Raw genomic sequence first — 22,688 nt, forward strand, 5'->3', positions numbered from 1 at the left:
CAATGCGCGCTAAAATGCCGGAACGAATCAGACCTGAAAATATGACAGTTTGAAATAATATTTCTAACAAATTTCATATTGTCATAAAATGATCCAAAACGACTAAAGGGTTGTACGCACATGGACGCAAACAAGCAAAAATCACTCGAACTGGCGCTGAAACAGATTGACAAGGCATTCGGGAAGGGGACGCTGATGCGTCTGGGGGACAAGGAGATCGAGCCGATCAATGCGATCAGTACCGGCTCCATCGGCCTCGACCTGGCCCTGGGCATCAACGGGGTGCCGGAGGGGCGGGTCGTCGAGATCTACGGACCGGAGAGCTCGGGGAAAACGACACTGGCCCTCCAGATCACGGCCGAATCGCAGAAGAGAGGGGGCGTGTGCGCCTTTATCGACGCCGAGCACGCCCTGGACGTCGGCTATGCGAAAAACCTCGGTGTCGACGTCGAGAACCTGCTCGTCTCCCAGCCCGATTACGGTGAGCAGGCACTCGACATCGTCGAGACGATCGCCCGCTCCGGCGCGGTTGACCTGATCGTCGTCGACTCGGTCGCGGCACTGACCCCGAAAGTGGAAATCGAGGGGGAGATGAACGACCAGCAGGTCGGTGTCCAGGCCCGCCTGATGTCCAAGGCGCTGCGAAAGATCACCGGGGTACTGCACAAGATGAACACGACGATCATCTTCATCAACCAGATCCGGATGAAAATCGGTACGATGGGGTACGGTTCACCGGAGACGACGACGGGGGGGAACGCGCTGAAATTCTACGCCTCCGTCCGCATCGACGTCCGTAAAATCGCGACGCTGAAACAGGGCGAGAGCCAGATCGGGAACCGCGTCAAAGCGAAGGTCATCAAGAACAAAGTGGCCCCGCCGTTCCGCCAGGCGGAGTTCGATATCATGTTCGGCGAGGGGATCTCCAAAGAGGGTGAATTGGTGGATTATGGGGTAAAACTTGATATAATTGATAAGAGCGGAGCGTGGTTCAGCTACGAAGATGTCAAACTGGGTCAGGGGCGTGAAAACGTCAAGCAAAAGTTTAAAGAGGAACCGGCGCTCGCCATTGAAATCGAGAACAAAATACGGCACGCTATGGGCATGAGCAATATCATGCAGATGGACGAAAACGAAATGAATGAGGTAGATGAATGATTTATATCGATAATGTAACGGCAATGGAGGTGATGGATTCACGCGGGAATCCGACAGTCAAAGCGACAGTGGAACTGAGCGATGGTACGGTGGCAAGTGCGATCGTCCCTAGCGGTGCCAGTACGGGGAAACGCGAAGCGCTGGAACTGCGCGACGGCGGCGACCGCTACATGGGCAAAGGCGTTCTCACCGCGGTTGAAAACGTCAACACCCAGATTGCCGATGCCATTATCGGTCTGAGCCCGTTCAACCAGGCGATGGTTGATGCCGAGATGAAGGCCTTGGACGGAACGGACAACTACTCCAACCTCGGCGCGAACGCTGTCCTGGGCGTCTCCATGGCTATCGCACGCGCTGCGGCGGACAGCCTGGGCATGCCGCTCTACCGCTACCTCGGTGGTGCCAATGCTATGGTTATGCCGGTCCCGATGCTCAACATCATCAACGGCGGTTCCCACGCCGACAACTCCGTAGACTTCCAGGAGTACATGATCATGCCGGTCGGCTTCGAAGATTTCGCCGAGGCGCTTCGGGCATCCGCAGAGGTCTACCATAACCTCAAGAAGATCCTCAAAGATGCCAACCACAACACGGCGCTCGGCGACGAGGGCGGTTTCGCGCCGGACCTCTCCTCCAACGAGGAGCCGATCCAGGTCATCATGCAGGCCATCGAAAAAGCGGGTTACAAGCCGGGTGAGGATATCGCGATCGCACTCGACGTCGCGAGCTCCGAGCTGGTGGTCGAGGGTGGCTACCGCCTCGAGTCCGAGAACCGTACCGTCACCTCCGAAGAACTGGTCGCCTACTATGAAGACCTCTGCGGCAAATACCCGATCGTTTCCATTGAGGACGGTCTGAGCGAAGACGACTGGGAGGGCTGGAAAGTCCTGACGGCGAAACTCGGCGATAAGGTGCAGCTTGTCGGTGACGACCTCTTCGTGACCAATGCGAACATCCTTGCCCAGGGGATCGAGAAGGGCATCGGCAACGCCATCCTGATCAAGCCGAACCAGATCGGTTCCGTCTCCGAGACGATGCTGACGGTCAGACTGGCGCAGCGTAACGGCTACAAGTGCGTGATGAGCCACCGTTCCGGCGAAAGCGAAGATGCCTTCATCGCCGACTTCGCGGTGGCACTCAACTGCGGCGAGATCAAAACCGGTTCCACGGCACGCGGCGAGCGTACGGCCAAGTACAACCGTCTGCTCGAAATCGAGAACGAACTCGTTTACGGCGAATACCTCGGCGCCGTCCTTTTCAGCTAAATCCGTGCCGCATTCTTGCGGCACTCCCTTGCAATGCAGCCTACTGATACTCCGACCAAAGAAGACGAAATAGGGTATGCTTCGCCCGACATCGTCGAACGTTACCTCGGATTTAAAACTAAACATTTTCTGCTTGCACTGGCCGGTGTCGTCCTCGGTGCTTTTTACCTCAGCAACCTTCTTTTCGGAAACGCGTCACTTGAAGTTCTGCTCCAGTTGGAGAATTATGAAGGCCATTTGGCGAGTGAAATTGCAAGATTGAAGCAAGAAAATGCGACACTGCAGAAAGAGTATTTCGAACTCAAAGAGCTAGAACCATCGGAGTAAATGCGTGAAACGATTTCTGATCCTGCTGACCCTTGCCGCCGCGACGCTGCTGAGCGGCAGAGAAAACCCCTTTATGCCATCTGCCTCTCTGCCGGAACCCGAACCGGTCAAGGCAGTGGAAGCACCGGTAGAGCCGGAACAACCGGTTGCGCCAGCAACGTCCCAGACCGTGAATTTCCAACAGGCGCGCTTTCTCTTCACGGAAGGGAACGTCCGGATCGAAAGCCGCGACAGGCTTGCAAAACACTTTGTCATTCGCGAACCGACACGGATTATTCTGGATTTTGAAGCGAAAACGGATTTTCCGACACGCAAGCGTGCCCTGAACGTTGCACCGTTCAGCGAAATCCGTATGGGAACGCACCCCGGCTATTACCGCGCCGTCATCGAGCTGAAGCGCGCAGCGGATTATACGATCGAACCTTCCAAGTACGGCTATACCCTTCTTCTGAAGTAGTCTGCCGCCCACACCCCGTTTTTCTAACGGGGTACTTCTTCCCTAGATATTGTAGTACGTCGCTTCCTTGTGGTGGACGACAATGGCTGATGTCGACTGCTCCGGATGGATCTGGAAGGTCTCACTCAGTTCGATCCCGAACTCTTCGGGTTTCAGCAGATCAAAGAGCGGGCGGTTGAGCTCCAGGTCGGGGCAGGCGGGGTAGCCGAAACTGTAGCGTGCGCCCTGGTAGCGGTTCATGCGGACATCCGCAAGGGTCGGCCCCTCATCGTCGGCGATGTTGAGATCGAGCCGGATCTGCTTGTGGGCAATCTCCGCCAGGGCCTCGGCCAGTTCGACGCCCAGGCCGTGGACCTGGTAGTACTCGTTGTATTTCCCCGCATCATAGAGCTCTTTTTCATAGGCGCTGAGACGGCTGCCGGCACTGACGCAGGTGAGTGCGAGGACATCGTGTCGGTCGTGGCGGAAGAAGTCGCTGAGTGCGCGGTGGGGCTGTTTGCGCTGGCGCGGGAAGGTAAAGGCGCATTCGGCATCACCGATGATCTGCTCAAGCGGTTCGCGACTGGCATCGGTATCGCGGTGCCACCCCTCCGTTTCCGGGAAAACGAGCAGGGTGTTGTCATCGGAACGGGCCGGCCAGTAGCCGTAGAGCACCGTCGGATCAAAGAGGCCTTCGTCCAGGAAGAGTGCTTTGAGCTTCTCGTAGGCAGGCCATACAAGCTCGTCGAGCTGCTTCTCATAAGCTTCCTTGTCCATACCCTTGGAACTGTACCCCCAGCGCTGTTTGAAGAGGATCTTGTGGTTGATCCACTCGAACGCCATTGCTTTTTGCGCCTCGGTCAGCTTCAGCTCACGCCGCCCCCAGAACGGCGGGGTCGGAATGCGGACTTCTCTTGAGGGCATCTTCAGTTCGGCGAACGGCGGGATGACAACAGCCTCTTTTTTGGTCTGCTCGGCCATCTCCGGTGCCTCGGGGTGAAGGTTGGTGTCCAGGTTCCCCGCTTCGATGCGGCTCATCGCGGTGACGCCGTCAAAGGCGTCTTTGCAGTAGAAGATCGGGCCGTCGTAACTGGGGCGGCAGAAGTCCTCGATAAAGCTGCGCGTGAGCGCCGCACCGCCCAGCAGGATGGGGACGGTGATCCCCGCCGCTTTGAGCGCTTCGAGGTTCTCTTTCATTACCTGGGTCGATTTGACAAGTAAACCGCTCATGCCGATAGCGCTGGCGTTGGACTCCTGCAGCGTCTTGACGAAGTTGTCCAGTTCGACCTTGATCCCGAGGTTGATTACCTTGTAGCCGTTGTTGGTGAGGATGATGTCGACGAGGTTTTTGCCGACGTCGTGGACATCACCTTTGACGGTGCCAAGCACGAGGGTCGTGTCGACGGCTTTGTCGACTTTGGGGAGGTAGGGGTTGAGGTGGTCGACGGCTGCTTTCATCGTCTCAGCGCTCTGCAGGACGAAAGGCAGCTGCATCTGCCCCGAACCGAAGAGCTCACCGACGACTTTCATGGCATCGATCAGGATCTCGTTGACGATCTTTTCCGGGGCGATCTCGCTCCTTGCCGCCTCGACGAGGGGGATCATCCGCTCCTTGTCGCCGTCAAGCAGGAGCTTCGCGATCTTCTCCTCGGTGCCCAGCGCATTGTAGGCTTCATCTTCCGCCGCACTATCGACGGCTTCCTTGTGGCTGAAGTGCTCGATGAAATCAAAGAGCGCCTGCCCGTTAGGTTTACGGTCGAAAAGGAGGTTTTCGCAGGCGGCGAGGTCCTCCTCATTGATCTTGGCCATCGGGATGATGTGTTTGACGTTGATAATGACCGAGGTGAGCCCCGCTTCGATACAGTGGTGCAGGAAAACGGAGTTGAGGTAGGGGCGGGCGTCTTTGTCCAGGCCGAAGGAGATGTTCGAAAGTCCCAGGATCGCCCCGACCTCCGGGTGGCGGGTGCGGAGTTCGCGGATCGCCTCGATGGTCTGGACCGCCGCGTCGCGGTACTCCTCGTCCCCGCTGCCCACGGTGAAGGTGAGGACGTCGAAAACGAGGTCCTCGGGGTTGAGGCCGTGCTTCTCGGTGGCCAGGGTGTAGATACGTTCGGCCACCTCGAGTTTGCGCTCGACCGTTTTGGCCATCCCCTCTTCGTCGATCGTCAGACAGACGAGGGCCGCCCCGTACTTCTTCGCGAGCGAACAGACGGCATCGAATTTCTCGATCCCGTCTTCGAGGTTGACGGAGTTGATGATGGGTTTGCCGCCGATCAGCTTGAGCGCCTCTTCGAGGGCAGGGGTCTGCGTCGAGTCGGGCATCAGCGGCAGCGCGATCTTCTGGGCGTAGAGGCCCATGACCTTGTTCATGTCCTTTGTTTCGTCGCGCCCGGCAAAGCCGACGGAGACGTCGAGGACGTGGGCCCCGGCGCGGACCTGCTGCTGGCCGACGCTGAGCGTGCCTTCGTAATCCTCGGCCAGGAGGAGTTCGCGGAACGCTTTGGAGCCGGTGGCATTGGAGCGTTCACCCACGAGCAGCGGGGCGGGCTCCTGCATCAGCGGGACGCTGTTGAAGAGCGAGGCGAGCGAGGTCGGCTGGGAACCGGAGGGCGCTTTGGGCGTGATGGCATGCACCCGGTCGGCGAGCGCCTTAATGTGCTGGGGCGTCGTTCCGCAGCAGCCGCCGAGGAAACTGACGCCGTCGAATTCGAGGAAAGATTCCTGCCGGTCGGAAAACTCGTCGGGTCCCATCGGGTAGTAGGTGTAGCCGCCGCGGTTCTGCGGGAGCCCCGCGTTGGCGTGGATGGAGATGGGTTTGCCCCAGACGTCGCTCAGCGCTTTGACGTGCTTGGTGTACTGCTCCGGGCCGGTACCGCAGTTGAAGCCCAGCGAGAGGATGTCGAAGGGCTCCATAATGACGGCCAGGGTCTGCGCGTCGGTCCCGATGAGCATGGTGCCGGCCAGCTCGATGGTTCCGGAGACCATGACGGGGAGGTCGGTGCCGCGCGACGCGTTGGCCGCCTGGCAGGCGTGCAGGGCCGCCTTGATCTGCAGCGGGTCCTGGCAGGTCTCGAGCAGGAAAACATCGCAGCCGCCGTCGATGAGCCCCTGGGCGCACTCGGTGTACCCTTCGAGCATCTCGTCGTAGTGGATATGGCCCAGGGAGGGGAGTTTCGTCCCCGGACCGATGGAACCGAGCACATAGCGCGGGTGCTCGGGGGTGCTGAACTGCTCACACACCTCTTTGACGCGCTGGGCCCCGGCCTTGGAGAGTTCGTAGGCGCGGTGTCCGATGCCGTACTCGTCCAATACCCAGGAGAAGGCTCCGAAAGTATTGGTCGTGATCATGTCGGCACCGGCGTTCAGATAAGCGTGGAAGATATCGCGCATGATCTCCGGCGCGGTGACGTTGAGGAGCTCGTTACACCCCTCGTTGCCTTCCCATGCCGCTTCGGGGATCTGGTCATGGCGCTGCTGCAGCTGCGTACCCATGGCGCCGTCGATGATGATCGGCCGCCGTTTGATGGTCTCTAGAATAGCGTTTTTTACGGACATGATCTGCTTTTTTTAGGCTTATTTTAGCGCAGGGGAGCATAAAAGCGGATGAGCTATCGGTGGTGTATTTGTGACATAAAAGAGCGTTTTTTTTTGAAAATCACAAACGTGTATACACTATTCTAAACATTGTCCTGTTAAAATAGTTGGAAAAAAGGTGTTGCATGCGCATCGGTGCGGTTCTCTTTGCGATTCTGCTCTTTTTCCTGCCGCTCTTCGCGCATCAGCATGATGACGACAAAGTGCTGCTGCAGCTGCAGTGGCTACCCCAGTTCCAGTTTGCCGGCTACTTTGTCGCCAAGGAGAAAGGATTCTACTCCGAGGCGGACCTCGACGTCGAGATCCGGCCGATGACGGCGGAGATGGATGTCGAACGCGAAGTGCTGAGCGGCCGGGCACAGTTCGGGACGGGACGGACATCCCTGCTGGTGAAGTACGACAGGGGCGAACCGCTTGTGGCGATGGCGGCGATCTTTCAAAGCTCCCCGATGGTACTGCTCGCACGGGAGGACTCCGGCATCCGAAAGATCGAGGACCTGCGCGGCAAACGGGTCATGATGACCAGCGACGTCCAGACGGCGGCATCGGTCCAGGCCATGCTGCGCAATGCGGGGATGCAGGAAATGGAACTCAACCTGATCCCCCATACGTTCGACCCGTTATCACTCGAGCGGAACGAAACGGATGCGATGGCGGCTTACTCTTCCAATGAACCGTTTGTGCTTTCGAACAGGGGGGTCAAGACCTTCGCAATCGATCCAAAGGTGGCCGGTTTCGATTTTTATAACGACATCCTTTTCACCTCCCAGTCGGAACTGCAGCAGCACCCGGAGCGCGTCAAACGCTTTTACGAGGCGAGTCTGAAGGGGTGGCGCTATGCCTTTGAGCATATCGATGAGACGGCCAGGCTGCTGTTTGAGAAGTACAACGTTCAGCATAAAAGCCTTGAGGCGCTGCGGTTTGAAGGAAAGACCCTCAAATCGTTTGCGCTCAAAGAAGATACGCCCCTGGGGGATCTGAGCCCGGACCGACTGCTGGCGATCTATCAGGCTTACACGCTGTTGGGGTATACGAAGGGCATGCGTACCCTGGATGCGTTTCTCTATCACCCGGAGCGGCTGCTGCTCACGCCGCAAGAGCAGGCGTGGCTGAAAAAGCACCCGGTCATCAATATCGGCGTGGACTCGGAGTGGCCCCCGGTCGAGTTCCTGTCGCGCAAGGGCGCGTACGGGGGGATCTCCTACGGTTTTATCCAGCGTGTCGCGGAAAAACTGGGGGTGCGCATTGAACTGCAGCGCAAGCGGAGCTGGCAGGAGGTCGATACGGCCTTGAAACAGCGGGAGCTTGACGTCGTGACCGCGATGACGGCGACGCCCGAAAGGCATGCATATGCGAACTTCACCCGTCCCTATCTGACACTGCCGATGGTGATCGTCGGCGGGGAATCGTTCCAGTACGTCGGCGGGCTGGCGGCGCTCAAAGGCAAACGCGTCGCCGTCGTGAGGGATTATACGGCCGACTTCTTCTTGAAACGCGATTTCCCGCAGATCAAACGGATCCAGGCCGACTCGCTCTCCGATGTGCTGAAGCTGGTCGCGTTCGGAAAGGCCGATGTCGCGGTGGACGCCCTGGCGGTTGCCAGTTACCTGATCGCGAAAGAGGGGCTCAACAACCTCCGCATCGTGGGGCAGACGCCCTACCGCTACGAGATAGCCATGGGCGTCCGCAGCGACTGGCCGATGCTGCAGACGCTGATCCAGCGCGCGCTCGACAGTATCGGGGAGGAGGAGCGCGAAGCGATCTACCGCGAGTGGGTGCCGACGGTCTACAAACACCAGTTCGACTACGCACTGCTCTGGAAGATCCTGGCCGTGCTCGCCGTCATCGCCCTGCTGTTCGGGTACAAGTATATCCGTCTTGAAGAACTGGTGCGCCGCCGCACCAGCGAACTGACCGAACTCAATGCGACGCTGAACGAGCGGATCGAAGAAGCCGTGGGGGAGAACCGGGACAAAGAGCGGATGATGATCCAGCAGGCGAAAATGGCGACGATAGGGGAGATGATCGAATCCATCGCCCACCAGTGGCGCCAGCCGCTCAACGTCATGGGCATCGGCATCGCCAACCTCGATCTCAAACGGCAGCTCGGCACCGTAGACGAGGAGGAGCTAGACAGGTTGATCAATATCGTCCACCGGCAGGTAGAGTACATGTCCCAGACAATCGACGATTTCCGCAATTTTTTCAAGCGGGACAAACAGCTTGAAACCGTCAGCCTGCGCACGCTTGTCGATGAGGTGCTGGGGCTGGTGACACCGGCACTGGAACAGAAAAAGATCGCTGTTGATGTGGACGTTCCGGAGCGCATCGAGGCGACGCTCTATCCGAATGAGCTCAAACAGGTGATCCTCAACATCGTCAGCAACGCAAAGGATGTCCTGATGCAGCATCCCTTCGGCGTGAAGAAGATCATGATTACGGCGGAGGAGCAGGGGGACGCCGTTGTGCTCTCCATTGCAGACAACGGCGGCGGTGTGCCGGAGGAGATCATGGACAAGATCTTCGACCCCTATTTCACCACCAAGTTCGAATCGCAGGGAACGGGCATTGGGCTCTATATGTCGAAAATCATCGTGGAGAAGAACCTCAAAGGGCGGATTTCGGTGGAAAACAGGAACGGGGGCGCAGAGTTTGTGATCCGGCTGCCCAAAGGGGAAAAGACGCGGTCGGCCTGAGTGCTTCAGCGGATTTAATCGACCATCCAGGACGTCGATACGGTATGGCGGAGGCGCTGCATTTTGTCCCGTTCGGCCGGGGTGAGGTTGGAAGCGGAGCCATCGGTTTTGTGGCTGTAAATCATGGGGTTTCCTTTCAATATGCATAAGGATATGCATTTTCCGTGCATGATACTGCATCCGGGTCAACGCGCTGTTACGGGAAGGTTGCATGTTCTAACCTCCTTGTAATGGAATACCCGCTAAAATAGCGAAAAAATCTGGGTGCACGTTCCTGCAAAAACGGGGCGCCCGCAAGGGTATGGGCTATGAAAGTGACACTCGCGCAGATTCCGTTTCTCGCCAACCGCGTCGCCGTCGAACTGGCGCGCAGCGGACTGGTGACGATGACGCAGGGGATGGACCCTATTGTCGCCGAAGCGAAAAAGATACTCGAAGAGAGCGTAAAGCAGGAGGCGGCCCTCGAAGCGCGCGTCAAGGAGATCGTCAACGATAACGAAGACGAGATCGACTTCTACCAGGCGGATGACCGCCAGCTCTTCTTCATGATCAAGAAGAAGCTCGCACCCGAGTACGGGGTCATCCTCTCTTATGAAGACCGCTTTTCGGACCTGGCGCACAAGATCCTCGACGCGATCTACGAGGAGGACCTGATGAACTACGACGTCAGCGAAAACCGCCTCAAAAACATCATCTACGACGCGATCACCTCCTTTATTGCGGACAACGATGAGATCGAGCGTGCGGTGAACGAGAAGATGAAGTCGTTCCAGAAACAGCTCATCCCGGGCACGGATGAGTACGAACTGCGGTTTGAAAAACTCTACCGCGAAGAGCTGACCCGGAGGGGGCTTGCATGAAAACAGCATGGATCTATCTTGAAAACGGCACCTATTTCGAAGCGATGAGCTTCGGTGCCGAGACGACGGCGGTCGGCGAGATCGTTTTCAATACGTCGATGAGCGGCTACCAGGAGATTGCGACGGACCCCTCCTACGCCGGACAGTTCGTTACGTTCACGATGCCAGAGATCGGCAATGTCGGTGCGAACGCCGAAGATATGGAGAGCACGGCAGCGCACGCGAAGGGGATTATCGTCCGCCAATACCAGCCGCGCTACTCCAACTTCCGCGCCGAGGAGTCCCTCGACGCCCTGCTGAAGCGCCACGGTGTCATGGGGATCTGCGATATCGATACCCGCTACCTTACGAAGATGCTCCGCAGCGAGGGGGCGATGATGATGGTCGCCTCTACCGAGATCAGCGACAAAGATGAGCTGAAAAAGGTGCTCGAGAGCTCTCCGCGCATCGAAGAGGTGAACTACATCGAGCAGGTAAGCACCAAAGAGGCTTACAAGCATACGAACGGCACCTACGATGCGGTCAATTTCCGTTACAACGACGCGCCTGATGTGCAGGCACGCATCGTCGCGATGGACTTCGGCGTCAAACGCAATATCCTGAATGAGCTGACCCAGGCGGGGATCGCCGTCGAGGTCGTACCGAATTCCATCGAAGCCGAGATATTGATCGCGCGCTACGAGGCCAAAGAGATCGACGGCGTGTTCCTCTCCAACGGTCCTGGGGATCCGCTCGTGCTGAAACGGGAGCAGGAGACGATCAAGAAACTGATCGCGCACAAAGTCCCGATGTTCGGGATCTGCCTCGGGCACCAGCTGCTCTCCATCTCCCACGGTTATGACACCTTCAAGCTCCGGTTCGGTCACCACGGCGGCAACCACCCGGTGAAGAACGTCAAAACGGGCATGGTCGAGATCACGGCGCAGAACCACAACTATAACGTGCCTGAAAACATTACCGACATCGCTTCGGTCACGCACACGAACCTCTTTGACGGTACGATCGAGGGGCTGCGCTACAATGACGCCCCGATCTTTTCGGTGCAGCACCACCCCGAAGCGAGCCCGGGCCCGAAAGACAGCGAATACGTCTTCGGCGAATTCCTCACGCTCATGAAGCGCTAATTTAATATTCCGGTAACGTATCTGGGCTATACTCAGATGCAAGAAGATCAGAACAAGGCAAAAAGCACCAAGGGTGCGCGGGCACCATAGAGGCACTTCCTTCGGTCGCCTGCTGCCGAAGCATGCAGCGGAGCGAAATTTCGCAGCGTAGCGAGGACAAACAATCAGAAAGCGTAGGCGAAAGGGCTTTGCTCTTTTGCCGTATGGAGCGACAGTGACATCAATAGAGTGGACGGCTATTATTACCTTTGCCCTCCTGGGCTCCATCGGTCACTGCATCGGGATGTGCGGGGGCTTCATTGTTACCTATACGACCGCAAAGATCAAACCCCGCTTCTCCAAAACCCGGAGCGCTTTTTATCACTTCCTCTATAATATCGGGCGTGTGACGACCTATACGCTCTTCGGTGCGCTCTTTGGCTATTTCGGTTCGTTCTGGGACGTCAGCCCCCTGGCACGATCCATTATGTATGCCGTCGCCGGGGTCATGATGATCCTCATGGGCCTCTCCTTTGCCGGGAAACTGAAGTTTCTCACCTCTATTGAAGTGCCTATCACAAACTACAGCTGGTTCAAGCGGGTCTTCACGGCGCAGCTGACGTCGGCCACGCCGATGAGTTTTTATATCCTGGGCGTGCTCAACGGCCTTTTTCCCTGCGGCCTCGTCTACACGATGCTCGTCACGGCGACGACGACGCAGTCGGCGCTCTACGGTGCCGCCGTCATGGCGATTTTCGGGCTCTTTACGATCCCCACTCTCTTCTCCTTCGCCTACGTGGTAGGGATTTTCTCCCAGACCAAGTTCCGCAGCGTCATGATCCAGCTCGCTGCCGTGACGGTCATCGCTTTCGGCGGCTGGACGCTGATGAAGGCTTACGTTCAGTTCGATAAGTGGTATAATGCCCCGCAGACACAGCTGCAAAACGGCAAGTTACCTTCTTAACATGTCAAAAATAGGTTGAATATCGTTATATAAACTATAACTTGATACGATTTTACCCACGAAGATGAAATTAAACTTAAAAAATTCGTCAAACTGACAATATCTCTCACATTTTAAAAAATTTAAGATTCATTAAATATTTCCACTGTTAATATGATGGGGTCAAATAGTCTCGGAAAGGGAGCATCTGCAAAACCGAAAGTATGCTTGCGGTTTTGCAGGTGCCCGTCCGGGGCCTTTTACGCTTTGAAATCTAAGGAGGCTTGTAATGGAAAATCGTCCATTGGAGTACGACTATACAATTGCCAAATTGTGGATGTTTATGACAATTGTATTGGGTATTGTCGGAATGCTGATCGGTGTCGTCCTGGCATGGGAACTGGCATTTCCGAGTGTGAACCTGGTTTTGGGAGAAGGACTCGCTGAGTATACGAACTTCAGCCGTCTGCGCCCGCTGCACACCGATGCAGTTATCTTCGGGTTTACAGTTAGCGGTATCATGGCGACGTGGTTCTACGTCGGTCAGCGTGTACTGAAGGTGTCTATGGCGGAATCGAAGTTCCTGATGGTAACAGCGAAACTGCAGTTCGCCCTCTATCTTCTCGCCGTCGTAGCGATTGTCGGCTCACTGCTGCTGGGGATCACGACATCGAAAGAGTATGCGGAATTTGAGTGGCCGATCGATATCCTGATCGTCGTTATCTGGGTTCTGTTCGGTATTCAGATCTTCGGTCTCATCGGTATCCGCCGTGAGAAATCTCTGTATATCTCTGTCTGGTACTACATCGCGACGTTCCTCGGTATCGCTATGCTTTACCTCTTCAACAACATGGAAGTTCCGACAGCGCTGGTCTCCGGTGCAGGTGCATGGTATCACTCTGTTTCTATGTATGCCGGTACGAATGACGCCCTCGTTCAGTGGTGGTACGGTCACAACGCCGTTGCATTCGGTTTCACGGTGCCTATCGTTGCGATGATCTACTACTACCTCCCGAAAGAGTCCGGCCAGGCAGTTTACTCTTATAAACTCTCCCTGCTCGCATTCTGGGGTCTGATGTTCGTCTACCTTTGGGCCGGCGGTCACCACCTGCTCTTCTCTACGGTACCTGACTGGATGCAGACAATGGGTTCTGTCTTCTCTGTCGTTCTGATTCTGCCGTCTTGGGGTTCTGCGATCAACATGCTCCTCACGATGAAAGGTGAGTGGAACCAGGTTGCAACCAACCCGCTGATCAAGTTCATGGTTCTTGCGTCTACGTTCTACATGTTCTCTACGCTCGAAGGTCCGATCCAGGCGATCAAATCTGTTAACGCTCTGGCGCACTTCACTGACTGGATCGTCGGTCACGTTCACGACGGTGTTCTCGGCTGGGTTTCCTTCATGATCATTGCAGCACTCCTGCACATGGCACCGCGTGTTTACAAGCGCGAGATCTACTCCAAGTCTCTGATGAACACGCAGTTCTGGATCCAGACACTGGGCGTTGTCCTGTACTTCACCTCCATGTGGATTGCCGGTATTACGCAGGGTATGATGTGGCGTGCACACGATGAATTCGGTAACCTCGCTTACTCCTTCATCGATACCGTTACGGTTCTTCACCCGTACTACACGATCCGTGCTGTTGGTGGTACACTCTACCTCCTCGGTATGTTCATGTGGGCATGGAATATGTACAAAACTGCGACTGCCGGTCGCCGTGTTGAAGAGAGCGAACTGCAAAATGCTTCGCCGATGGCAGCGTAAGAAAGAAGGAGGGGAAAAATGTTTCACTGGTTAGAAAAGCACCCGTTCTTTTTCGCGGTAGCCGTTTTTGTCACGATTGCGTTTGCAGGTCTCATCGAGAACCTGCCGAACTTTGCGGAAGCTTCCCAGCCGACGATCGGTACGAAACCGTACTCGACGCTGGAACTGGCAGGCCGCCATGTTTATATCAAGAACAGCTGTAATGCATGCCACTCTCAGCTGATTCGTCCGTTTAAATCCGAGACTGACCGCTACGGTCACTACTCACTTAGCGGTGAGTATGCGTATGACCGTCCGTTCCTCTGGGGTTCCAAGCGTACCGGTCCGGACCTGATGCGTGTCGGTAACTACCGTACGACAGACTGGCATGAGAACCACATGAAAGATCCTGAAGCGATCGTTCCGGGTTCTATCATGCCGGCCTACCGCTGGATGTTCAAAAACCTGGCGGACATCGATACCGCTTACGCGGAGCAGGTCACGGTCAACAAGGTCTTCAACGTACCTTACAACAAGCCGATCCCGACAGCGGACGGCGGAACGGCAACAGTCAAACTGGCCGGTTCACTTGACGGTGCGAAAGCTGATGCGCTTGCTGAAGCCAAGATGATTGCAGCAGACATGAAAGATCAGGATGTCAAAGATATGGTCGCCAACGGCCAGGTTCCTGAGATTGTTGCGCTGATTGCATATCTGAACAGCCTGAAGTAAGGATGTAGCGCGTGGATGTCAACACCTTTTCGGCGTACGCCTACTTCTTCTTTACGGTGTTCCTGGTGGTAGTGCTCTATAGCTACATCTACCACCTCTACAGCAGCGAGAAGAAGGGCCGTCGCAACTACGAGAAGTATGGTGATATGGCGCTCAATGACGACATTACCGATAATCCGGTAGAAAGCGTCTCGGAAAACGAAGAGACGAAAAAAGAGGAGGCATAAATGAATAAGCTGTATATCTTAGGTGCCCTGTTCATCGTGGTCCTGCTTGGATTCACATGGCAAATGGCCGGCGGCGATCTCGGCGGCAAGGACTATATGGGTGCACTGGCGCTTCTGGGTGCTGCGGCTACTGCGATCATCGCGGTTGTTGTTGTTACCAAGTACGTTCGCCAGATGCAGACAGATACTGCGACGGGTGAGCTTGCAGAAGAGAACTGGGACGGTATCGGTGAGTATAAAAACGAACTGCCGTTCGGTTGGGCAATTATCTTCGCCGGTCTGGTAATCTGGGCCGTTTGGTACTTTATCGCCGGTTACCCGGTCAACGCCTATTCACAGATCGGTGAGTACAACGAAGAAGTCGCGACACACGATGCGGAATTCAATGCGAAGTACGCAGATATGGGCGAGGAAATGAAGGTCGAGATGGGGAACTCTGTCTTTATCGTCCAGTGTGCACCGTGTCACGGTCTTGCGGCAGACGGTATCGACGGCAAAGCCGCGAACCTGAACCAGCGCCTGGAAGTGACAACGGTCAAATACGTGATCGAAAACGGTTCCAACAATCAGCTGCTCGGTACGGAAATGCCGATGCCGGACCGCAACGGTCTGTTCAATGCGAACACCGGCGCGCTGATCACGGACGCGGAGATCGATACGGTTTCCAAGTACGTTGCTAACGGCATGAAAGGCGAAGGTGCCGATATCTTCGCCGGTACCTGTGCGGCGTGCCACGGTGCGGACGGTATGGGTCAGCCTTACGTTGCACCGAGCGTCGCGACGTTCACGCCGGAACTGGTTGTCAATGTTCTGAACCACGGTAAGAAGGGTGCGATCGGTGCAATGCCGGCATTTGCAAACCTGACTGACGTTCAGAAAGAAGCGCTGGGTGCATACGTGACCAGCCTGAGTAAATAAGGAGCGATAGATGGAAAATACGAATAGAGGTGTTTTCGCGCTTGACGGCGTCACCGGTATGCTCATCGCAACGGTCCTGCTCCTTGGTATCTTGGTGTATCTCACGATGATGGCACTGGGAGCTCAGCAGGCCAACGCGGACAAGTTCTACAAAATTGAGAACGAGAAGTCGATCCAGATGATCAACAAAGAGAACGCTGCAAAACGCGTTATGGTTAACTAAGAGGAGGGGAAAATGAAATTTGATATGAACTTTATCATCACGGCGCTGCTCGTTGTCAGCGCGGCAGTTACCCTCTGGGCGGTACTGACGCCGAACCATCTTTTCGTCGGTTAAGGAAACTTAATTGACCTTTCCAAGAGGGCTAGCGGCCCTCATCCTCATCCTGTTTACTTCCCTGAGTCTTCATGCGAAATTTTTATATAAAGACGATGTCGTTCACAACGAGCTGTTTGCCGAGCAGATCGAATCGTACGGTGCGGAGCTTTATGCCAAAACCGGTGTTTCACTCTATCTGGTCATGTTGCGCGACCTGGATACCAACCAGACGATTGCCGACCTGGAGAAATCGCTCGCGGGTGAACTTCAGGAGCCTTTTGTCGTACTGACCTTCGTCGAGCTGCAGAAGAAGGTCGATATTCTCGCCCGGCCGCTCTCTTTATATAAGGATTTTGACAAGCAGCAGGTGCTCAGCCCCAACGCTTCGTTTGCCGCCGCGCTGATCAGCGCCGTCATGTTCGGCCGCAGTTTGGCCGATTACAAGGAGATGCTGAGCCATTACGGCGGCACGATCCTGCCCGTCCTGGCGGAAAAGGCCAAGGGACCGGATATTGTCAAAAAGTACTCCGTCGCCATGTACAACGGCTATGCCGATATCGCGGACCAGATCGCGGCGACCCACAATGTCGAGCTGAGTGCATCGGCAGGAAATGCAGGTAAAATTTTTCTTGATGTTCTGCGTTTGGTCTTTTATGGCATCATTCTCTATGCACTTATAATCTATATAAGAAATAAGCTGGGGAAAAGGAAAAAAACTGATGAGCAGTAATCCCGGAAGAAAGTGGCCATGGATCGTTGTCGGAGGTATCCTGGGTGTCGTGGGTCTGAGCTACTGGACGGTCAAGATCGCACTGGATAACCCGGTGCAGATGAGTGATCTCGATATGCAGGATTACCGTCACTTCGAACACGACGCCAATACGATCATCCGCAACAAGATCGCCTTTGACAAGCAGTATGAGCTTACCTACGTAACGGAAACGTTCAAAGCTGACGGAGCGACGGTGAAATTCAGACTGCTGACCCGCGACGGCGCCCCTGTCGACGACGCAAACATCACGCTTCGCCTGACCCGTCCCGGCACCCACGAGTTCGATATGCCCGTCGGTATCGGCACAGTCGAGAGCGGCATCTACACCTTCGAGACGGTCACCCTCCCCAAAGAGGGGCGCTGGGACATCCTTGCCCAGGTCAATATCGGTGACGATAAGCGTTACCTGAACCTCAAAGCCGATACGCGCTATCCCAACGTCTTCGAATACTGACGCCAAGACATCTTTTCCCCTTTTTCAGAACGGTAGCGTTATACTCCTAGGCAAAAAGGGGCCCCTGTGACGACGGTACTGCCGACTTCCCGCGCCATCCGAGAACAGCAGCTCGGGATGCGCACCCAGAATGCCTTTCTGCAGCGCTTTATGACGATGGGCGAACTGATGGCACGGGCGGTGGTCGTCGAGGGGTTCGGGAACGTCGACCCGGACACCCGGACGCTGACCCTGCTGGAAGCGGCCGATTTCGACGCCTTCTCCGAGCTCAAGATCGAGCGCAACTTCTTTACGTTCACCCGCAACGCTTCTTACCTGTTCCGTTTTTTCGAAGAGCTCTCCGGTGAACTTGTCGATATCGATGCGCTTGACACGGCCGATACCTACGGGGATTTCGCCGAACATATCGCGATTTTGAAGCTGCTGCGCGAGCGCTACCGCACACTCTGTTTTGAGCGCAAGATCCTCGACCGTATTTTCGTCCCGGAGCTCTACCGGCTCAACCGTGCCTGGGTAGAGGGACAGGGTGCCATGGAGGTGGTGGCCGAAGGGTACCTGACGAATTTCGAGCTGAAAGTGCTGCAGGAGATCGCGTCGCTGGTGCCGCTGACGCTGCGTTTCGATGCGACGCCCTATAACGGCAAAATGCAGCAGAAACTTTCCGCGCTCGGGGTGGAAACCGAGGCGGGCTTCCAGTACGTGATCGCGCTCGACCGCCTGCGTATAGAAGAGACAATGCCGCTGCCCAATGACGCGCGTATCCAGGCGATGCCGCTCTCGGAGCGTATTCTGCAGTCGGCCTTTATCAAGCAGAAGGTGTACGAGATGATCGGGGAGGGGATCCCTCCGGAACGGATCGCCGTCGTCCTTCCGGACGAGGGGTTCGTTCCGCTGCTGCGGGGATTCGATGCGGAAGGAAACTTCAACTTCGCGATGGGCGAAGGGCTGCAGGAGAGTCTCTTTGTGCGGCGATGCGAAGCCCTGATGGCCTATGCGGAGCATCCGGGTGTCGAGAATACGATGCGGCTTGAACGGCTCTTCGGCGAGGGGTACCGGACGGTCAGCGGCGTCTACAGCGACGGCTGCGACAATGTACGTTTTACGGAAGTGACGGAGGCTCTGCTGGAGGGGGAAACGGAAGCGGCCGCTGCCGTGGTGCGCGAAGAGCGTTTCTATTTCGAGCGCCTGATCCCGAGGCTGGGGGAGAGCTCGCTGCGCTCCCTGCTGCACCTCTTCGTCAACCGGGTCCGGGGGCGGAGCCTTGACGACGTGCGGGGCGGGAAAATCACCGTGATGGGGGTGCTTGAAACACGGGCCTGTATGTTTGACGGGGTGATCATCGTCGATTTCAACGACGCTTTCGTCCCCCACCGAAGCGACAAAGACCTCTTTATCAACTCCGTGGTCCGCGGACGGGCGGGGCTGCCGACGACGGCGGAGCGCGAGGCGCTGCAGAAGCAGTTCTACTACCAGCTCATCTCCCGCGCCAAACGGGTGGAGATCAGTTACGTCTCCAACGAGACGACCCTGCCGAGCCGTTTCCTCAAGGAGATGGGCATTGAAACGGGGCGGCGCTACGCGGACGATGCCTGGGCCGATATCCTCTTTTCCCGAACGCCGAAGCGTACGTTGCCTGTCGAAGCCATCGAGGCCGATTACGATTTTACCGTGCGCCCGCTCTCGGCAACGGCGCTGAAAAGTTTCCTGGAGTGCCGCCGTCGTTTCTACCACCGTTATGTCGCCGCCGTCGCGCCGCACGAGTTGCCGCGGGAGATGCCGGAGGAGCATGCGATCGGCAACGCGCTGCATAATGCCCTGCGCGACGTCTATGCAGAGCAGGAGGCTTTCAGCGATGCCAAAACGCTTAAGGCCGCCGTCGCCCAGGCCTTGGCTTTTCACAGCGGCAGCACGCCGCTGGAGCGCTTCCTGGAACAGCTGTGGCTCAAAAAGCTGGAGCCGTTTTTCGAACGGGAGATCAACCGCTTTGCCGAGGTGCGTGTCAAGGCGTGCGAAACGAAGCTGACGATGGGGTATGCCGGGCTGACGCTTGAGGGACGGATCGACCGGATCGACCACGGGCCGGAGGGGCTGGAAGTCCTCGATTACAAAAGCGGGAAGTACCCTCTTTACACGGTTAAAAGTGTCGAAAACGCCACGGATTTCCAGCTGGAGTTCTATGCTCTGCTGGCAGCGCAGCTGGGCGAGGTCGACTATGCGGGCTACTACGACCTGAACAGCGGGGAGATCGTCCGTGACCCGCTGCACGGGCGCAAGCGCGAACTGCTCGACGGGCACCTGGAGATGCTCCGCGATACGAAGCGTTTCAGTTTCGACATGACCGAGGAGCTCTCTTCCTGCCGTTTCTGCGACTATGCGCACCTCTGCCAAAGGGAGATGCAGTGAGCGGGTTTGTCCCTTTCCAGGCCCTGATGGCCAGTGCCGGCAGCGGCAAGACCTTCAGCCTCGTCGTACGCTATCTCAGCCTCCTCTTCATGGGGGAGAGCCCCGACGAGATCGTCGCGCTCACCTTTACGAACAAGGCGGCCAATGAGATGCAGGAGCGTCTGATCGAAGCGCTGACGCATCTGCACGAGCGGGATGAACTGGAAGAGATCGCCGCACTCTGCGGCACGGACGAGGCGGCGATCCTGCAGCGGCGGCCGGAAGTCCTGAAGCGCCTCTTGGGCGCGGACACGAAGGTGATGACCATCGACAGCTTCTTCGCGCGGATTCTGCGCAAGTTCGCGCTGCACGCGGGGATCATGCCGAACTTCGGCACCTTCGAGGCACAGCACGAGCTGAAGGTGATGGCGCGTTTTCTGAAACTGTGCGAGATCGAGGGGAAGGAGAGTACCCTGGTGGCGATGGCACAGATCAGCGCGAAACGGGTCAGCGACATCTTCGGGCTGCTAGACGACCTCTATGCGAAGGCGCCGCAGCTGCGCCACTTGCAGTTCGAGGCGGAGGCGATGGCCCCGCACGAGGTGAAGGCGATGGCGCTGCATACACAGCTGGTAAAACTGTTCGAAGGCAAGGCGCTGAGTGACCGGGGGCGCAAGGCGCTGGAAGCGGAGAGCGTCGAGGCGCTGATCGGCAAGACCTGGACGGCCAAAGCCTCCCTGGAATACTGGGATTTCAAAAAGCACTATGAACCGCAGATGGACGTGCTGCTGCAGCAGCTGCAGGAGGCGCTGAAGGGGTATATGCAAGCCAAAGAGCAGACCTTTTTCGCCCACCTGTTCGAGCTGCTCGACCTCTACAAGAGTGCGAAGCTCACCGTGGCCAAAGAGGACAATGAGCTCAGCTTCGACGATATCACGGCCCTGGTCTACTACCTGCTGGGCGAGCGGATCGACAGGGAATTTCTCTATTTCCGTCTCGACAGCCATATCTCCCACCTGCTGCTCGACGAGTTCCAGGATACCTCCGTCCTGCAGTTTGAGATTTTGGAGCCGCTGGTAGAGGAGATGGTCTCGGGCAGCGGGGTGCGCGAACACCACTCCTTCTTCCTGGTCGGGGACGTCAAGCAGTCCATCTACCGGTTCCGCGGCGGCACCAAGGAGCTGTTCGGGGCGGTGACGGAGCGCTACGGGCTCACGGTCGACTCCCTGCGGACGAACTGGCGCAGCAGCGTCAATGTCGTCACCTTCGTCAACGATACCTTCCGCGAACGCATCGGCGGCTACGAGGACCAGCTGACCAAGCCGGGGGCGCGCCCGGGCTACGTGGAGATCGTCGAGGACGAAACGCCGCTGGAGGCAATGACGGCCGTGGTCGAGCGGCTGCTGGCCCTGGGGGCCGCCCCCGGGGAGATCGCCGTATTGACGGCGACGAACAAGGATGGCGGCGCCGTGCAGGAGACGCTGAACGCCCGGGATATCGACGTCGTGACGGAGACGACTTCGCGGCTGACCGCGCAGCGGCGGGTCCGCGCGGTGATCGAGTACCTCAAATACTGCTATTTCGATGCGACGATCTACGCGCGCAACTTCTGCGCCCTGGCCGATATCGAAGCGCAGGCGCTGCCGCGCCCCGTACGCGCCTTCGATGCCCCTGCCGAGGCCGTGCGTGGGCTGGTCACACGTTTCGGGCTCTTTGACGGGGACCTGAACATCATCCGTTTCCTGGAGGTGCTGGAGCGGTTCCGGGATCTGGAGGCCTTTTTGTTCGAATACGAGCGTATCGATGCGAAGGCCGTCACCCAGGAGCGGGAAGGGGTGCGGGTCTTGACGGTCCACAAGTCCAAGGGACTGGAGTACCCCTATGTCATCGTGCTCGATCGTCTTGGACGGAAAAAAGCCGATACGGCTCCGATCCTCTACGCCTACGAAGGGGTGGCGCTGCGCACGCTGTTCCTGCGTCAGAGCAAAAGGGCCGAGTTCGACCCGGCGTACGCCGCGGCGCTGGAGCAGGAGTCTACCCTGGCCGATGACGATGCGCTCAATGCCCTCTATGTCGCCTTTACCCGGGCCCGGGAAAATCTCTATATCGTGCGCAAGCCCAAGGAGTCGATGTTCGAGCGGCTGGCGTTCTCCCCGATGACGCTGGGCGCGGAGGGGATTGCCGCCGCCGCCCCGGCACTGCCGGAAGCGCCGCGCGACATCCCCTATACGCCGCTCTCCCTCGGGCGGCAGACGGAGGTGGTCTCGGCCGAAAAAACGGCCGCTGTTGAAGAGCCCTTTGCCGTGACGTTCGGGCTGGCGATGCATTATGCCCTGGAGATGATGGCCGTCTTCGAACCCGACGCCCTGGAGGCGGCGATGACCGCCGTTACCAACCGCTACGGCGCGCTGCTCGATGCCGAAGTTTTCGAGACGATCCGCCGACGCGTTATCCGCCTGCTGGGCGATGAAACCTTCCGCGGACTCGTCGACGGGGAGATCGCCAGGGAGCAGCCGCTGATGTATGAGGGGGAGCTGCGTTATCTTGACCTGCTGGTACGGCACAAGGAGCGCTGGGTCGTCATTGACTACAAGAGTGCGCGCCGTTTTGAGGCCGAACACCGTGAACAGGTCGGCTTTTACATAAAAGCCGTCCGGGCGATCACGGAGATGCCCGTGGAGGGGTATCTCTGCTATGTGCTGGAAGAGGGGGTAGAGATCGTCAGGGTATGACCCTTATACATAACTTAAATTCA

At 57.2% G+C, this 22,688-nt stretch carries 18 protein-coding genes; 17 read left to right on the forward strand and 1 reads right to left on the reverse strand.

All coding sequences use genetic code 11. The features are described from left to right. Positions 1-120 precede the first annotated feature (120 nt). Genes recA through WCX49_RS00910 form a run of 4 tightly spaced genes read left to right on the forward strand, consistent with a single transcriptional unit; the run spans position 121 to position 3,207 of the window. Positions 121-1,158 carry a recombinase RecA gene (gene recA, locus WCX49_RS00895; RefSeq protein ID WP_345985700.1) on the forward strand — a complete coding sequence of 346 codons (1,038 nt, stop codon included), beginning with the start codon at positions 121-123 and terminating at the stop codon, positions 1,156-1,158. After that, the gene (eno, locus tag WCX49_RS00900; RefSeq protein ID WP_345985701.1) at positions 1,155-2,423 is read left to right on the forward strand and encodes a phosphopyruvate hydratase; all 1,269 of its coding nucleotides are present in this window, start codon (positions 1,155-1,157) and stop codon (positions 2,421-2,423) included. Before recA ends, eno begins: the two co-directional genes overlap by 4 nt. A 33-nt stretch (positions 2,424-2,456) precedes the next feature. Next, positions 2,457-2,750, forward strand: a complete 294-nt coding sequence (locus WCX49_RS00905; protein ID WP_345985702.1) for a hypothetical protein — start codon at positions 2,457-2,459, stop codon at positions 2,748-2,750. A gap of 4 nt (positions 2,751-2,754) precedes the next feature. Continuing rightward, positions 2,755-3,207 carry an AMIN domain-containing protein gene (locus WCX49_RS00910; RefSeq protein WP_345985703.1) on the forward strand — a complete coding sequence of 151 codons (453 nt, stop codon included), beginning with the start codon at positions 2,755-2,757 and terminating at the stop codon, positions 3,205-3,207. Between the two features lie 42 nt (positions 3,208-3,249). On the opposite strand, the gene metH is transcribed toward WCX49_RS00910, so the two are convergent. Then, positions 3,250-6,741 carry a methionine synthase gene (gene metH, locus WCX49_RS00915; RefSeq protein WP_345985704.1) on the reverse strand — a complete coding sequence of 1,164 codons (3,492 nt, stop codon included), beginning with the start codon at positions 6,739-6,741 and terminating at the stop codon, positions 3,250-3,252. Between the two features lie 164 nt (positions 6,742-6,905). Between metH and WCX49_RS00920 the strand changes: the two genes are divergently transcribed. The 13 genes from WCX49_RS00920 (at position 6,906) to WCX49_RS00980 (ending at position 22,665) form a co-directional block, all read left to right on the forward strand. Next, positions 6,906-9,476, forward strand: coding sequence for an ABC transporter substrate-binding protein (locus tag WCX49_RS00920; protein ID WP_345985705.1), 2,571 nt, complete (start codon positions 6,906-6,908; stop codon positions 9,474-9,476). 308 nt (positions 9,477-9,784) lie between these two features. Continuing rightward, positions 9,785-10,336 carry a DUF507 family protein gene (locus WCX49_RS00925; RefSeq protein ID WP_345985706.1) on the forward strand — a complete coding sequence of 184 codons (552 nt, stop codon included), beginning with the start codon at positions 9,785-9,787 and terminating at the stop codon, positions 10,334-10,336. Then, positions 10,333-11,460: a glutamine-hydrolyzing carbamoyl-phosphate synthase small subunit gene (gene carA, locus WCX49_RS00930; protein ID WP_345985707.1), complete on the forward strand. Its 1,128-nt coding sequence runs from the start codon at positions 10,333-10,335 to the stop codon at positions 11,458-11,460. Before WCX49_RS00925 ends, carA begins: the two co-directional genes overlap by 4 nt. A gap of 214 nt (positions 11,461-11,674) precedes the next feature. Continuing rightward, complete coding sequence (locus tag WCX49_RS00935; protein WP_345985708.1) at positions 11,675-12,403, forward strand: sulfite exporter TauE/SafE family protein; 729 nt, start codon at positions 11,675-11,677, stop codon at positions 12,401-12,403. Between the two features lie 268 nt (positions 12,404-12,671). After that, a complete protein-coding gene (gene ccoN, locus WCX49_RS00940; RefSeq protein ID WP_345985709.1) occupies positions 12,672-14,150 on the forward strand; it encodes a cytochrome-c oxidase, cbb3-type subunit I in 1,479 nt (492 codons plus the stop codon). Positions 14,151-14,168: 18 nt separating this feature from the next. Next, positions 14,169-14,861 carry a cytochrome-c oxidase, cbb3-type subunit II gene (gene ccoO / locus WCX49_RS00945; protein ID WP_345985710.1) on the forward strand — a complete coding sequence of 231 codons (693 nt, stop codon included), beginning with the start codon at positions 14,169-14,171 and terminating at the stop codon, positions 14,859-14,861. A gap of 11 nt (positions 14,862-14,872) precedes the next feature. Then, positions 14,873-15,088: a cytochrome c oxidase, cbb3-type, CcoQ subunit gene (locus WCX49_RS00950; RefSeq protein WP_231019724.1), complete on the forward strand. Its 216-nt coding sequence runs from the start codon at positions 14,873-14,875 to the stop codon at positions 15,086-15,088. Continuing rightward, positions 15,089-16,006: a c-type cytochrome gene (locus WCX49_RS00955; RefSeq protein WP_345985711.1), complete on the forward strand. Its 918-nt coding sequence runs from the start codon at positions 15,089-15,091 to the stop codon at positions 16,004-16,006. 10 nt (positions 16,007-16,016) lie between these two features. Then, the gene (locus WCX49_RS00960) at positions 16,017-16,229 is read left to right on the forward strand and encodes a DUF4006 family protein (RefSeq protein ID WP_345985712.1); all 213 of its coding nucleotides are present in this window, start codon (positions 16,017-16,019) and stop codon (positions 16,227-16,229) included. A gap of 124 nt (positions 16,230-16,353) precedes the next feature. After that, the gene (locus tag WCX49_RS00965; protein WP_345985713.1) at positions 16,354-17,055 is read left to right on the forward strand and encodes a 3-dehydroquinate dehydratase; all 702 of its coding nucleotides are present in this window, start codon (positions 16,354-16,356) and stop codon (positions 17,053-17,055) included. Next, positions 17,045-17,551: a FixH family protein gene (locus WCX49_RS00970; RefSeq protein WP_345985714.1), complete on the forward strand. Its 507-nt coding sequence runs from the start codon at positions 17,045-17,047 to the stop codon at positions 17,549-17,551. The genes WCX49_RS00965 and WCX49_RS00970 overlap by 11 nt, the downstream gene beginning before the upstream one ends. A 66-nt stretch (positions 17,552-17,617) precedes the next feature. Next, entirely contained in the window at positions 17,618-19,954 is a 2,337-nt protein-coding gene (locus WCX49_RS00975; protein ID WP_345985715.1) for a PD-(D/E)XK nuclease family protein, read from the forward strand. Beyond that, the gene (locus tag WCX49_RS00980) at positions 19,951-22,665 is read left to right on the forward strand and encodes a RecB-like helicase (RefSeq protein WP_345985716.1); all 2,715 of its coding nucleotides are present in this window, start codon (positions 19,951-19,953) and stop codon (positions 22,663-22,665) included. The genes WCX49_RS00975 and WCX49_RS00980 overlap by 4 nt, the downstream gene beginning before the upstream one ends. The last annotated feature ends 23 nt before the right edge of the window (positions 22,666-22,688 follow it).

The sequence above is a fragment of the Sulfurimonas sp. HSL-1656 genome, assembly GCF_039645585.1.
Taxonomy (GTDB): Bacteria; Campylobacterota; Campylobacteria; order Campylobacterales; family Sulfurimonadaceae; genus Thiomicrolovo; species Thiomicrolovo subterrani.

What these genes read in the sequence shown, in the direction of transcription:
- WCX49_RS00920 (WP_345985705.1), top strand. Translation starts at nt 6,906, where the DNA reads ATGCGCATCGGTGCGGTTCTCTTTGCGATTCTGCTCTTTTTCCTGCCG.
- carA (WP_345985707.1), top strand. Translation starts at nt 10,333, where the DNA reads ATGAAAACAGCATGGATCTATCTTGAAAACGGCACCTATTTCGAAGCG.
- ccoN (WP_345985709.1), top strand. Translation starts at nt 12,672, where the DNA reads ATGGAAAATCGTCCATTGGAGTACGACTATACAATTGCCAAATTGTGG.
- recA (WP_345985700.1), top strand. Translation starts at nt 121, where the DNA reads ATGGACGCAAACAAGCAAAAATCACTCGAACTGGCGCTGAAACAGATT.
- WCX49_RS00905 (WP_345985702.1), top strand. Translation starts at nt 2,457, where the DNA reads ATGCAGCCTACTGATACTCCGACCAAAGAAGACGAAATAGGGTATGCT.
- WCX49_RS00970 (WP_345985714.1), top strand. Translation starts at nt 17,045, where the DNA reads ATGAGCAGTAATCCCGGAAGAAAGTGGCCATGGATCGTTGTCGGAGGT.
- WCX49_RS00925 (WP_345985706.1), top strand. Translation starts at nt 9,785, where the DNA reads ATGAAAGTGACACTCGCGCAGATTCCGTTTCTCGCCAACCGCGTCGCC.
- WCX49_RS00955 (WP_345985711.1), top strand. Translation starts at nt 15,089, where the DNA reads ATGAATAAGCTGTATATCTTAGGTGCCCTGTTCATCGTGGTCCTGCTT.
- ccoO (WP_345985710.1), top strand. Translation starts at nt 14,169, where the DNA reads ATGTTTCACTGGTTAGAAAAGCACCCGTTCTTTTTCGCGGTAGCCGTT.
- eno (WP_345985701.1), top strand. Translation starts at nt 1,155, where the DNA reads ATGATTTATATCGATAATGTAACGGCAATGGAGGTGATGGATTCACGC.
- metH (WP_345985704.1), bottom strand. Translation starts at nt 6,741, where the DNA reads ATGTCCGTAAAAAACGCTATTCTAGAGACCATCAAACGGCGGCCGATC.
- WCX49_RS00960 (WP_345985712.1), top strand. Translation starts at nt 16,017, where the DNA reads ATGGAAAATACGAATAGAGGTGTTTTCGCGCTTGACGGCGTCACCGGT.